General features: G+C 41.8%; 11 protein-coding genes. 5 read left to right on the top strand and 6 right to left on the bottom strand.

Annotated features, from left to right (window positions below):
- Window positions 1-130 precede the first annotated feature (130 nt).
- The gene (locus FHS45_RS12670) at window positions 131-1,042 is read left to right on the top strand and encodes an SGNH/GDSL hydrolase family protein (RefSeq protein WP_148350052.1); all 912 of its coding nucleotides are present in this window, start codon (window positions 131-133) and stop codon (window positions 1,040-1,042) included.
- Between the two features lie 39 nt (window positions 1,043-1,081).
- Window positions 1,082-1,714 (top strand): YpmS family protein, encoded by a 633-nt coding sequence (locus tag FHS45_RS12665; RefSeq protein ID WP_062442832.1) that lies wholly within the window; start codon window positions 1,082-1,084, stop codon window positions 1,712-1,714.
- Window positions 1,715-1,754: 40 nt separating this feature from the next.
- Here the strand turns inward: FHS45_RS12665 and helD are convergent, their stop codons facing one another.
- Window positions 1,755-4,064 carry an RNA polymerase recycling motor HelD gene (helD, locus tag FHS45_RS12660; protein WP_062442833.1) on the bottom strand — a complete coding sequence of 770 codons (2,310 nt, stop codon included), beginning with the start codon at window positions 4,062-4,064 and terminating at the stop codon, window positions 1,755-1,757.
- Window positions 4,065-4,329: 265 nt separating this feature from the next.
- Here helD and cysK point away from each other — a divergent pair, with 265 nt between their 5' ends.
- Window positions 4,330-5,259, top strand: a complete 930-nt coding sequence (cysK, locus tag FHS45_RS12655) for a cysteine synthase A (protein WP_062442834.1) — start codon at window positions 4,330-4,332, stop codon at window positions 5,257-5,259.
- A gap of 125 nt (window positions 5,260-5,384) precedes the next feature.
- Here cysK and FHS45_RS12650 read toward each other — a convergent pair whose 3' ends face one another.
- On the bottom strand, window positions 5,385-5,996 hold the full coding sequence (locus tag FHS45_RS12650; RefSeq protein WP_062442836.1) for a trimeric intracellular cation channel family protein: 612 nt from the start codon (window positions 5,994-5,996) through the stop codon (window positions 5,385-5,387).
- Between the two features lie 264 nt (window positions 5,997-6,260).
- On the opposite strand from FHS45_RS12650, the gene FHS45_RS12645 reads away from it, so the two are divergent.
- Complete coding sequence (locus tag FHS45_RS12645; RefSeq protein WP_062442839.1) at window positions 6,261-6,785, top strand: helix-turn-helix transcriptional regulator; 525 nt, start codon at window positions 6,261-6,263, stop codon at window positions 6,783-6,785.
- 21 nt (window positions 6,786-6,806) lie between these two features.
- Window positions 6,807-6,962, top strand: coding sequence for a sporulation histidine kinase inhibitor Sda (locus FHS45_RS12640; protein ID WP_082411958.1), 156 nt, complete (start codon window positions 6,807-6,809; stop codon window positions 6,960-6,962).
- 169 nt (window positions 6,963-7,131) lie between these two features.
- On the opposite strand, the gene FHS45_RS12635 is transcribed toward FHS45_RS12640, so the two are convergent.
- The 4 genes from FHS45_RS12635 to treR form a co-directional block, all read right to left on the bottom strand.
- Window positions 7,132-9,081, bottom strand: coding sequence for an aconitate hydratase (locus FHS45_RS12635; protein WP_062442842.1), 1,950 nt, complete (start codon window positions 9,079-9,081; stop codon window positions 7,132-7,134).
- A gap of 752 nt (window positions 9,082-9,833) precedes the next feature.
- Window positions 9,834-11,246 (bottom strand): MBL fold metallo-hydrolase, encoded by a 1,413-nt coding sequence (locus FHS45_RS12630; RefSeq protein ID WP_062442847.1) that lies wholly within the window; start codon window positions 11,244-11,246, stop codon window positions 9,834-9,836.
- A 259-nt stretch (window positions 11,247-11,505) separates the two neighbouring features.
- On the bottom strand, window positions 11,506-12,009 hold the full coding sequence (locus FHS45_RS12625) for a DUF6933 domain-containing protein (protein ID WP_062442850.1): 504 nt from the start codon (window positions 12,007-12,009) through the stop codon (window positions 11,506-11,508).
- Between the two features lie 150 nt (window positions 12,010-12,159).
- Window positions 12,160-12,873 carry a trehalose operon repressor gene (treR, locus tag FHS45_RS12620; RefSeq protein WP_062442853.1) on the bottom strand — a complete coding sequence of 238 codons (714 nt, stop codon included), beginning with the start codon at window positions 12,871-12,873 and terminating at the stop codon, window positions 12,160-12,162.
- Between the last annotated feature and the right edge of the window lie 11 nt (window positions 12,874-12,884).

Below are 12,884 nucleotides of genomic sequence, written 5' to 3'. Positions count from 1 at the left end.
TTATCGAATCAATTATAATAAACGTTTGTCTGCTAGAATATTACTATTAGTAAGAATCAAAATAATTTCCACAACCCGTTGATTCAGCATATAATAGAAATAATAAAACACATAATACAGGTGTGATACTGTGAAAAATAAATGGTTCGTAACCGTAATTGTGGCCATCATCTTATTGACAGGCCTTTTTATTATAATTACTACACAAGAACAGCCTGGTAATAATAATGATACGCCCCCGGAAACACAAGAGCAAGCAGACAAAAATAATGATACTACTGAAGAAGATAGTGCGGAAACAGAATCCCCCGAAGAGGACCATAGCATTGGGGAGGATCTGAAAGAATCCTTTACCAATGTGATAGAAAACGCTGTCGGATTATTTATTAAAAAAGATTTAAAAATTGTAGCACTTGGAGACTCATTGACCCAAGGGGTCGGTGATGATTCTGATAACGGTGGGTATGTTGGTATCCTGGAAGATAATTTGGAAAATGAAGAGCTTAATCCCAACTTAATGATTGAGAATTATGGAAAACGGGGAAACCGTACCGATCAACTCATTGAACGTATGAAAACAGAAGAAATATCAAGTTCCCTGGAGGATACCGATATCGTTTTGATTACGATTGGTGCTAACGATGTCATGAAAGTAATCAAAGACAACTTCCAGGACCTTGATTACCAGGACTTTGTTGAGCAGCATGAGCAATACGAACAAAATCTGAATCAGATATTCCAAATGATCCTTGAGAAAAATCCGGATGCGAGCATTTACCACCTTGGCCTCTTCAACCCTTTCGCCGGCTATTTCAACAATATCCCGGAAATGGGAGACATTATGAGTGACTGGAACCAAATAGGGATTAAAGTTTCCGAAGAATATGAGGAGGTTACTTTCATACCGATCGAAGATTTGTTTGTAAACCCGGAAGAAACCTTGCTTTGGGAAGATCATTTTCACCCAAATACAAAAGGCTATAAACTTATTGCCGAACGCGTGTTAGAATATATAAGACCGGACATTGAACGAAATGAATAATCCGGTATAAAAAAATTATCATCTATCAGGTGGAATGCTATGAAAGCCTTAGACTTTAAAAATAAATGGAAAGTATTATTTTTGGCCTTAGCCGCATTGAATATCGGCATTGTTTTTTGGATTCTGGCTATGATTTTCTTACCGACTTCCTACACCCTCGTCAATGTAGAAAACCAGGAGCAGAGCGATGAAGCGGAATTTACGATTGTTTCGACAAAGGAAAATTTGGAGCAGCTTGTCAATGAATTTTTAAATGAACTCCCGAGTGATGAAGATATGAATTTTTCCGTTTCACTCGAGCGCAATGTTGAATTGAAAGGCAACATCAAAGCCTTCGATCAGAAGATACCTTTGACTGTGAGCTTTGAACCGATCGTTCAAGAAAATGGCGATGTCATTCTCCAGCAGGAAGGCATATCGCTTGGGAAGCTTCCTTTGCCTAATAAAAAAGTATTAGAGTATGTCGATAAGAGTTTTGACCTGCCGGAATGGGTCATCGTCAACCCAAATGAAGAAAATATCTACGTAGCGGTCACCGATATGAAGCCAGCAAGTAACTTCGATCTTAGAGTAGATCGCTTCAACCTTAAAACGAACCAATTGGCTTTTAAAATTCGTGTTCCGAACCAGAGTTTCCGGTTTGCTCACGACTTCGCCCAGAAAAACTTTTAACATGAAACCCCCGTCAGCTTTTCTGACGGGGGTTTCATGTTTATTCATATAGTTCAGATGGGATTTGTTTTAAAAACGGACTCATTTCACCTCGATAACAAATGTCCAATTCATGCATCGCCCTTGTACAAGCGGTATAAAACAGCTTTCGTTCATTTTCACGATAGTAGGTGGCTGCCGATGCATCTGGAATAATGACGGAATCAAATTCTATCCCTTTCGCTAAGTAAACCGGAAGGACCATCAGCCCCTTCTCAAAGGTCTGAGACTCTTTATAAATATAGCGAGGAGAAAATTCATCTTGCAGGCTTGATACAATGTGCTGACATTCCTCTTTTGTTCGACCAAGAATTGCGATCGTCTCCTGCCCTTCTTGCTGCCTCTCACGGATAGTTGTTTTTATTTGGTCAAACTGACTGGGCTCACTATCAGCTAAGTGGATGCGCGGCAGCGTGCCGTCACGATTGAATGCCTCAATTTCATGACCACCCGGAACAATCCTGCTTGTAAATTCTACAATTGGCTTTGTGGAGCGATAACTGCGCATCAATTTCATTCGTTCTACATGCTCATATCCTCCAGCAGCTTCTAATATGGTCGGTGATTCTCCTACATTAGCCAATATAGCCTGATTGTAATCGCCTAATAATGTGAAATGCGCATTGGGGAACAATTGCCTGATGAACTCAAACTGAAAGGGAGAATAATCCTGCGCTTCGTCAATGAACACATATTGAATAACCGGATTGATCTTCCTGCCCTCGATTTGATCCTGCAAGTATAAATAAGGAGTAATATCTTCCGCATAAAGTATGTTGGATTGTAAAGCAGCGATAGACTTCTCGCCTATCTGTTTCCAATTATCCGGATAAGAAAAAGGCAAATCGTGCTCATATAGTCCTTGATAGATTTTTCGTAAATGAATGAATTTCAGCTTTTTTATTTTCTTTCTTAACGGACGCAGGCTTCGCTCTACCACCACCCTCGTAAGGAGCTCCTCTTCTCTTTGATAGTCATCAAATGTCTCTTCGTTGAATTGCTGGTTCTTTTGCAGCGACTTGTAGGCGTCCAGGTAATCTTTTTTGTCCATGAAAGCAGCTTCTTCTACCGGCCAATCTTTATCGATTTCCCGCTTTTCCAGTTCCTTTACTTTTTCCAACAGCCACTCCATAACCTGTTCTATTTTGTTCGGTATCGACATAGCGGCATCCAGCTGGTAAAAATAGTTATTAATTTCATTTGCAGCTACTATCCGCTCCCCGCGGAACTTTATATTACGAAAATGCATTCCTTTTTTAGCGAGTTCTTTAACATATTCGTCGATCAAGTGCTTGAATTCCAAGCCAGCCTTGAAATGAATACCATCGATTCTGGCGTCTGCGCCATCTTCCCGGGAAGTTAACAGATACTCCAACTGTTCGAATGGCGTTTCTAATTTATATTCATCATCCAGGCGCTGTGCCGCATATTCCTGAAATGTATTCTGTCTCATGTTCTCTTCTCCTAATTCAGGAAGAACAGATGAAACATAACTGATGAACATTTGATTGGGAGAAAATAATAAAACTTGATCGGCACGGATTGTTTTCCGGTAGCGGTATAGCAAATAAGCAATCCGCTGCATCGCAGCAGACGTTTTTCCACTTCCCGCAACACCTTGCACGACAAGCATTTTATCCTTTTCATATCGTATGATCCGGTTCTGTTCTTTCTGGATGGTAGCAACAATACTTTTCATCTGTGATGAGGCATTCCCTCCAAGAACCTGCTGCAGCAATGTATCTCCAATAGTGATGCCGGTATCAAACAGTCCGGTTATCTTACCCTTCCGAATCAGGAATTGGCGCTTTAAGTCCATTTCACCTTTTATCTTGCCTTCTGGTGTTTCATATTCAGCCGCTCCTGGGGAATAGTCGTAATACATACTTGATATAGGGGCTCGCCAGTCATAGATAAGGAAGTCATCTTCTTTCTTATCCATCAAAGAACCAATTCCAATATATACCGTTTCTTTTTTGCCCCCATCTTCCGTAAAATCAATTCGGGCAAAATAGGGGGAATCTTCCAGGCGATTATAGAGTTTGATTGACTTATAAAATTGACCATGGCTTCGTTCACGTTCAGACAACAGTTCTGCCTGCTGTTTTATACTGGCATACGTTTCAATCACTTCGTCTGGCTCATCAATATTGACGGTGACATCCTCCCAGAAGTTTTTACGTAGATCAATAATATTTTCTTTCAATTGTCCTGTGTTCTCTTCAAGACCCGTCCTTTTTGTACGGATTAGTTCAATAATATTATCGATACGTGATTGTTCAAGCTTCCATATACTTGTTTTCTTCTCCATCGGCCTCACTCCCCAACTTTTTATCCATTCCACTTGACAAGAGATTATCGATGCTGTAAAATTATAATCGGGTATTTGTAATCAAATATCACAAAACGAATAGACGTTTCTTATTTTACTATACGTTCAAAACAGATACAATATGAAAAGGGCACTTATGTGTCCTTTTTTGTTTGTGCTGACTAATCCCTATTACATTAGTAGGTATTAGAGGTTATGATATGTTAAAATCAATGATATATACAGACCTAAAGGATGTGACGACATGAAAGTAGTAAATAACATGGCTGAATTAATTGGAGATACACCCTTAGTCAAGTTGAATCGGCTGTCACCGGAAAACGGAGCGGATATCTACTTGAAACTGGAAATGTTCAATCCAAGCGGAAGTGTCAAAGACCGTGCTGCTTATAATATGATTGTAGAGGCTGAAAAAGCCGGGCATTTAAAAGAAGGATCGGTTATCATTGAACCGACCAGCGGCAATACCGGTATAGGTCTGGCTATGAATGCTGCCGCAAAAGGATATCGTGCTATTTTGGTCATGCCTGATACCATGACCCAGGAGCGCATCAATTTATTAAAAGCCTTTGGTGCTGAAATTGTTTTGACACCAGGAGCAGATAAAATGCCAGGAGCGATTGAAAAGGCAAAAGAATTAGTCGCCGAAACACCGGGGGGTTTTATGCCAATGCAATTCGAAAACGAAGCAAACCCGGACGCCCATCGCCATACAACAGCCACAGAAATTATCAAGGCTATGGAAAAGCTCGGTAAACCGTTATCTGCCTTTGTTTCAACCGCTGGTACGGGAGGAACGATCACAGGTACCGGAGAAGAGCTTAAAAAACATTTCAAAGATATGACGATTCATGTAGCAGAACCAGCTGGCTCTCCTGTTTTATCAGGAGGTAAACCTGGAAAGCATAAACTCGTCGGCACAAGTCCAGGGTTTATTCCGAGTATCCTGAACCAGGATGTATATGATGAAATCTTTAAGATCGAAGATGATGATGCCTATGACATCACACGACGTCTGGCACGTGAAGAAGGTATCTTGGTAGGAACTTCTGCAGGAGCTGCATGCTATGCAGCTATCCTGGCAGCAAAACAGAAAGAGCCCGGTGAAACTGTCGTTGCTATCGCCCCGGATACAGGCGAACGCTACCTCTCCGGCGATCTCTTCCGTATATAAACATCTTTTTAATAATGACAGATGAAATCGAGTATGAAATCGCATGGATTTTATACTCGATTTTTTATGATCCTGAGGGAAAGCGAAAAGAGATCTTTCCTTTTTTATTGTTAGAATAAAAAGCGTTACATTCGGTAGAGGTCCCGGAAGCGCAGATGCCAGCCGAGATGGTAGGAAAGCACACGCAACAAAATGATTACAAAAAACAGGAGGTACATTTCAAATGTATGGTTGATATCCACCCATCCTAAACCGATGGCTAACCCGGCAAACATCGCCCATACCGCATAAATCTCCTGGTGCAGGACCATCGGCTTACGCTGAGCCAATACATCTCTGGTCATTCCTCCGCCAACCCCCGTCAAAATTGCTGCAAAAATGACGCCTCCTAACGGAAATCCAGCGGCCACCGCAAAAGCGCCACCCTGAAGAGCAAAAGCAGATAGTCCAATAGCATCAAGGTAAATATTCCAGCGATCCCAGAACAGCACCCAACTTTTCGGAAAAAAATAGACGATGGCTATGGTTGCTACTGCTATATAGAAAAGATACCCCTGTTCCCATACATGAACTACAGGTACATCCAGCGCAATATTTCTTATTATACCGCCAGCGAAAGGCGTGGCAATCCCCAGCATAAATGTCCCGAATATATCGTAACGCTCACTTAAAGCAACAATCGCTCCACTAAAAGCAAACGCTGCTACGGCGACAATATTAAGTATTTCCCAAGTCATGAATAACGCTACCTTTCAACAATCTTTTAAACTTTATATTATCAGGATTAACGTAGGAGCACCACCGCTTCTTTCTTATTTGGCTTCTGATAGTCTAAAATAAATATTCTAAACGTTGTTGTTGACATTAATCATGTATTTAATTACCTAAGACCTATCTTTTTTATACTTTTCTATTATTGTTGCAATTTGCCACAAGGAAATCTAATGATAATGCCGAAATAAGTTTGTATAGAAGTATGGCTACAGTGAGGAAGCGGTTAAATGAGAACATGGCTGATCAAGCTTAGAAAAGAAAAAAGGTATACCCAGCAAGAAGTAGCATCCAAGGTTCATATCGATCGAGCCTATTATGCACAAATTGAAAACGGAACAAGAAACCCTAGTATTTTTGTCGCCAAACAAATCGCTGATTTTTTTCATATTCACCCATCGGTATTTTTCACGGAGCATATCAGCGATCCATTTCAAACGGCATTACTGCATTCACCGATAGTCCTCGCCCATTGTGGAAGAGATTTGCGTTATACTTGGGTTTTTAATGCTCCCCCTCCCCACAGTGAAGAAGTTCTCCTCGGGAAAAGGGATGATGAATTGGATGTAAACGAAGGGACATTAGAATTGATGAAAATGAAACAAGATGTAATCCATAACGGAAAGCCCCGCAGAAAACAGATACGCTTTCCCCTTCACGAAGAATTTGTCACCTATGATATATACGCACAGCCAATTTACGATCCACCAGGTACTATTATTGGGGCAGCTACATGTTCAACCAGGCTTTCCTGACGGGTGAAAGGAGTCGAACGCATGGAAAACCTATCCTATGAAATGCTGGTACAAGCCTATCGTGCTGCCCTCCAGTTAAATGTAGACGAGGATTTTATAAAGCTATTGAAAAATGAACTGAGACGCCGGGAAGAAAAAGGAGGAAAAACATCCCCAAGTTTCCCCTCTACCCGATAACCTCTTTCTGACCTCCTTCACATATTCCATTAGAAAAACTTGGCTTATCGCCAAGTACTTATGGCGAAAGCCTTAGATTTTCTTATACTTTAATCCTTTAACAAAGTTAAACATTCTTAAAGTATAAAAAAAGGACGCAGCTACCTACGCCCTTTATCAATCTTTCATGTCACCTGTTTAAACGTTCTTTTACCCAATTAATCAAGCCGCCCATCTGTATGAATTCTAACTGTCTTGGTGATAGGGCGTGCTCTACTTTAATCGTTTTGTCTTTCCCTTTCACCTTCACTTCCAATTGATTATTTTCCTGAATTTTATCCCGCAGCTGATTGAATTGCAGGACATCCCCTTGTTCAAGAACGTTCCAATCCTCTTTATCTACAAAAGTAACGGGTAATATACCGAAGTTAGCGAGGTTCTGCCAGTGGATTCTGGCAAAGTCTTTCACAATAGCTACTTTCAACCCTAAATACCGCGGAGCTAAGGCAGCATGCTCACGACTGGATCCTTGCCCATAGTTTTGACCTCCCACAATGGCATGACCGCCCTGATCGCGGATTTTCATCGCTCGATCATAATAAGTTTCGTCCACAATTTCAAAACAAAACTTACTGATTTCCGGAAGATTGCTTCGGTATGGCAGTACCCTTGCTCCTCCTGCTAAAATTTCATCTGTGGAGATGTCATCCCCCATTTTCAGCAGGATAGGAATTTCCAAATCCTGTGGAAGGGCATTCATTTTTGGAATCGTAGCTATATTAGGACCTTTTACCAGTTCTACCTGCTTCGCTTCTTCTTCCGGCAGTGGTACCTGGAGTAAATCGACGTCTACTGTCGGCTTTTTCGGTTCTTTCACATTCGGATATTTCATATCAAGCGTTCTTGGATCAGTAATCACCCCAGTAAGTGCAGAAGCGGCAGCGGTTTCGGGACTGACTAGAAAGACGCGGTCTTCCTTTGTCCCTGACCTCCCCGGGAAGTTACGCGGGGTCGTCCGCAAACTATTCCTGCCTGTAGCCGGTGCCTGTCCCATACCAATACAACCGTTACAGCCGGCCTGGTGCAATCGTCCGCCGGCCTGGATAAAGTTCGCAATGTGCCCCTCCTTCGAGAGGTCAAGCAACATTTGCCGGGATGTAGGGTTTAAATCAAACGAAATATTTTCAGCAACTTTGCGACCTCCCACTATTTTTGAAGCAATAGCAAAATCGCGATAACCAGGATTTGCTGAAGACCCGATATAGGACTGATAAATTGGTTCGCCGGCTACTTCACGGACAGGCACTACATTTCCTGGACTTGTTGGCTTGGCAATCATCGGCTCTAACTCTGATAGGTTGATTTCTTCTTCTAAATCATAAGTAGCATCTTCATCTGCAACTAGTTCGATCCACTCATCTTCCCTTTGCTCCTGCTTCATGAATCTTCTCGTTTCTTCATCAGAAGGAAAAACTGTACCGGTAGCTCCAAGTTCTGCTCCCATGTTGGCGATAACATGGCGATCCATAGCAGAAAGGTTCTTAACCCCAGGGCCATAATATTCAAACACATGGTTAGCTGCTGCTTTGACTCCATGCCTTCTGAGCATTTCCAAAATGACGTCTTTAGCACTTACCCAATCAGGCAGCTCCCCCGTCACTTTTACGCCCCATACTTTCGGCATTTTCACATAAAATGGCTCTCCAGCTATCGCCATGGCCACATCGATTCCTCCAGCTCCGATTGCCAGCATTCCCATACAGCCATTCGCGCATGTATGGCTATCTGAACCCAATAAAGTTTTTCCGGGTCTTGCTAACCGCTGCATATGAACAGGGTGGCTGACTCCGTTCCCTGGTTTGCTGTAATACAGGCCGAATCGTTTTGCAGCACTTTGTAGAAACAAGTGGTCATCCGGGTTCTTGCTATCCTCTTGAATCAAGTTGTGGTCGACATACTGGGCAGAGGCCTCCGTTTTCGCCCGATCGACTCCCATCGCTTCTAACTCTAACATGACCATTGTCCCTGTAGCATCCTGGGTCAATGTCTGGTCAATTTTCAAACCGATTTCTGCGCCCGGAGTCATTTCGCCCGAGACCAGGTGGTCCTTAATCAGTTTTTGCGCTACATTCAACCCCATCTTATTCCTCCTTTTCAATGAATAACTAGTAAGTATTTCTATTTGACACAGTATTATCCTTTATTATGTCTCTACCCGTGCCCGACTAATAGTATTCACTATATTTTATTAGAAATACTTTTCACTCCGTTAAGTTCCGGGTAAAGAGTATTCAAACTGACGACTAAACATTATTAATCATAAGGCTCCGTTAAACTTTTTTGTTGATTTATCATAATAGGCTTATTCCACAATAGGGCCGAAAAGTCGAAGACTTGATTTCAGATATCAAGGGTTCTTTGCCATAAAAGAGTCAGGGTTGGCTGGGAAACTACTCGCTTTCCTGCGGGGGAACTGGCGAGCTTCCTCGGGCTATCGCCCTATGGGATCTCGCCTAGATCCTTCTCCCACGGGAGTCTCGCAGTTTCCCAACCAACCCATCCGAAGGACGGAGAAAAGAACCCCCTGTTATAGTTAAGACTATCTTCTACAATCAATGGTTACAAACACGTTTTTACAAGTAGCTCCCCCTTTGGTTGGAGGACTGCATAAAGATGTTTCCGTTCCTCCAATAAACGCAAGGAGGTCCGGGAAATTGCGAGACTCCGATGGGAGGATAGTACATGGTGAGATCCCGCAGGGCTTTAGCCCGAGGAAGCTCACCGTACGCCCATGGAAAGCGAGTGATTTCCCGGAACTCCACACTGTTACTAACGTAACGGAAAGCCAATCATAAAAAAATGCACCCGCATTAGTTGCGAGTGCATGGTACATTATTTTTCTTCTACTACTGGCATGGCTTCTTTTACCCAGGCGTCAAAGCCGCCTTCAAGGTTTTTGACATCTTTATAGCCGTTTTTTTGCAAAACACTTGTGGCAATTGCAGAACGTGCACCAGATAAGCAATGAACAATTGGTGTTTTTCCTTCAGGAATTTCATCCAATCGATCTGGAAGTGTACCGATAAAGATGTGCTTGGCATCTTCCAGGTGTCCTTCATTCCACTCAGATTCTTCACGAACGTCAATGGTAACATAGTCATCATCATTACTATATTTTTCATGCAGTTCTTTTGGTGAAATGTTTTCATACGTTTCCAGGTTGGACTGTTTGGATACCTCTTCTGATTTTACATAAGCGACAGCACGATCGAGGCCGATGGATTGCAAAATGAGGTTGATATCATACGTCTCTTCCTCGTTAGTGATCAATATAATATCTTTATCATAATCCATCATCCAGCCTGCCCAGTTGGCAAAAGATTTATTGAATGGAATGTTGATTGTTCCTTCCAAGTGACCCTTGGCAAATTTCTGCTTTGGTCGCGTATCCAAAATAATGGCATCCTCTTTCTTATAGTCCGCTAGTTTATCGATAGAAATTTGCTCTAAATCTTTATCTTCCAGGAAGTCTGGTCCCTCTCTGTTGATTTTCTTCATCATTGCAAAGTATTTTGGTGGTTCAGGCTGACCATCAAGAAGGTTTTTCACAAAATCATCTTCATTTTCCTCTTTGACCGCCCAGTTATTTATTTTTTCATAACCTACGGTCGAAAGTGGTACAGCACCCAGTGACTTACCGCAGGCACTGCCAGCACCATGGCCCGGCCATATCTGCACATAGTCAGGAAGCTCTTTGAACTTTTTCAAGGATTCGAACATTTGGTGAGCACCTTTTTCAGAGGTACCTTCTTCTCCGGCCGCTTTTTCAAGCAAGTCCGGACGACCTACATCACCGACAAATACGAAGTCACCGGTAAAGATACCCATTGGCACTTCAGAACCGCCACCTTCATCTGTTAATAAGAAGGAGATACTTTCTGGTGTATGACCTGGTGTATGAATGACATCAAAACGTACTTTACCGATATAAAACTTATCATCATCGTTTAGCAGTTCATGATCGACATCATTCAGATACTGATACTCCCAGTCTCCTCCACCTTCATTGGAAAGATAAAGTTTAGCGTTTGTACGTTTAGACAATTCACGGGCACCCGAGACGAAGTCAGCGTGAATATGCGTTTCTGTTGTAGCTGTGATGTTAAATCCCTCTGCTTCTGCTGTTTCCAGATATGGTGTAATATCACGGGCAGGATCGACAACCAGTGCTTCTCCTGTTGCCTGGCAACCTACCATATAGGACATTTGTGCAAGATTTTCATCGAAAAAATATTTGAAAAACATGAAATACCTCCGTTTCTTGTGTTTTCATTGTATATACATTATATACCCCTACGCGTATATAGTAAACACATATGCTTCACTGATATATTGTGATTATATTATACCCATAACCGTTTCTGAAATATTTAAACGCAAGGAGGTACGGGGGGAGCTTTACTGTAATATTAGCTACGAAATTTAACAGAAAAAAGCCACCATATGAACTTCACCAGATTGTCTATGATGTAAGACAAAGGTGCATGTTCATTGGTGGCGTTCATTATTTTTCCTGAAAATAGTCATTTAGCGTATCCAGCGGGACCATTTTTTTCAATGGAGATAAAATGATCTGATTATTCTCTTCATTAACCTTTATAGCATCAATTTCATCATAAGATTGATCTATTATCCCATGCTCCATATATGACTTCACTTCATTCATCATACCAAGCACCCGGCGGTCATGTGTCTTTGTATAAACAATTTCCTGGCCAGCTTCCAGAAAATCATCAATAATCGTCTGATCGACCTTTAACAGCCTCAATAGTTCTCTTAACGAGCCCATCAGAACCTGATCGATATTTTTGAACTGTTCCTGTTTCAATCCGAATAACGTAAGGTTCAATCCTGTCTCGTCATTCATCAAAAGCACACATTTTCTTCTCTGGATGGTGAAAAAATTCATGTGCCATTGATAGATTTTTGGAACTTCCACGGAGTCAGCCGACTGGATCTCCCGCTTCAATTCTTTAGCCATTTTAGCTGTAGCTCCTATTTGCATCATTGCTGCTCACCCATTTCTAAAGGTCATTCATAGTCTATCCTTCATCATAAAGGAAAATCTATGTTTATCCAAGCGTAATCATTTCCGTAAATAAAAACACCTCTAGGGAGGAATTGCTTAATGCAATTCCTCCCTAGAGGCTTCATATAATTATTTACTGCGACGGGCGAAGTCTACGAACCTGAACTTATCCGGTCGATGCCGGGATTCTGTGAATTGAAATAACGTGGTATCTTCGAGGAAGACAAAGCTCCGAATGACGACCATCTGGTCATGCTCTTCGACGTCAAGCAATTCACGGTCTTCTTTTGTGACAGTCTCTACCACTATTTCTTTTTTAGCATAGCCGATGACAAGCTCTAATTTAGTTTCGATATATTCATATAACGAATTTTCACAAACTTCCTTTGTCAGTCCTGGCACAATATCTTCCCGGATATAGTCTTTATCCAAAATAACTTTTTCACCGTCAATTTCTCTGGAACGAACGAGGCGCCAGATCGGTGCATTGTTCGTATTATCTAACAGTTCTGCAAGCTTCCCGTCAGATTCCAATTGGTATAGCTCATGTACCTTTGTTCGGATCGTCTGGCCGGAGTGATGGGTTAACTCTTTAAAACTGGTCAAACCCGAGACAGGGAATTCATATTTGTCTAAATCCAGAACAATGGATCCCTTCCCCCTCACTTTTTGTATATAACCGTTTTGTGCCAATAAATGAAGGGCTTTACGGATGGTTTCGCGTGAAGTTTCATAACGGCTGCCGAGTTCGTGTTCCGAGGGCAGCCTTTCTCCCGCTTTAAAATTCCCTTCCCTTATTTCCATCACAAGCTCATGATAGATATCTAAATATTTCTTTTTCATAGTATCACCGC

Origin of the sequence: Thalassobacillus devorans, from assembly GCF_011761345.1 — a bacterium.
GTDB lineage: Bacteria > Bacillota > Bacilli > Bacillales > Halobacillaceae > Thalassobacillus > Thalassobacillus devorans.
The sequence above is the reverse complement of the archived record's forward strand: the minus strand, read 5'-3'. Positions and strand labels throughout refer to the sequence as shown.

Coding starts and splice junctions, on each gene's coding strand:
- FHS45_RS12665 (WP_062442832.1), top strand. CDS start 1,082: ATGAAAGCCTTAGACTTTAAAAATAAATGGAAAGTATTATTTTTGGCC.
- helD (WP_062442833.1), bottom strand. CDS start 4,064: ATGGAGAAGAAAACAAGTATATGGAAGCTTGAACAATCACGTATCGAT.
- cysK (WP_062442834.1), top strand. CDS start 4,330: ATGAAAGTAGTAAATAACATGGCTGAATTAATTGGAGATACACCCTTA.
- FHS45_RS12650 (WP_062442836.1), bottom strand. CDS start 5,996: ATGACTTGGGAAATACTTAATATTGTCGCCGTAGCAGCGTTTGCTTTT.
- FHS45_RS12645 (WP_062442839.1), top strand. CDS start 6,261: ATGAGAACATGGCTGATCAAGCTTAGAAAAGAAAAAAGGTATACCCAG.
- FHS45_RS12640 (WP_082411958.1), top strand. CDS start 6,807: ATGGAAAACCTATCCTATGAAATGCTGGTACAAGCCTATCGTGCTGCC.
- FHS45_RS12635 (WP_062442842.1), bottom strand. CDS start 9,081: ATGGGGTTGAATGTAGCGCAAAAACTGATTAAGGACCACCTGGTCTCG.
- FHS45_RS12630 (WP_062442847.1), bottom strand. CDS start 11,246: ATGTTTTTCAAATATTTTTTCGATGAAAATCTTGCACAAATGTCCTAT.
- FHS45_RS12625 (WP_062442850.1), bottom strand. CDS start 12,009: ATGATGCAAATAGGAGCTACAGCTAAAATGGCTAAAGAATTGAAGCGG.
- treR (WP_062442853.1), bottom strand. CDS start 12,873: ATGAAAAAGAAATATTTAGATATCTATCATGAGCTTGTGATGGAAATA.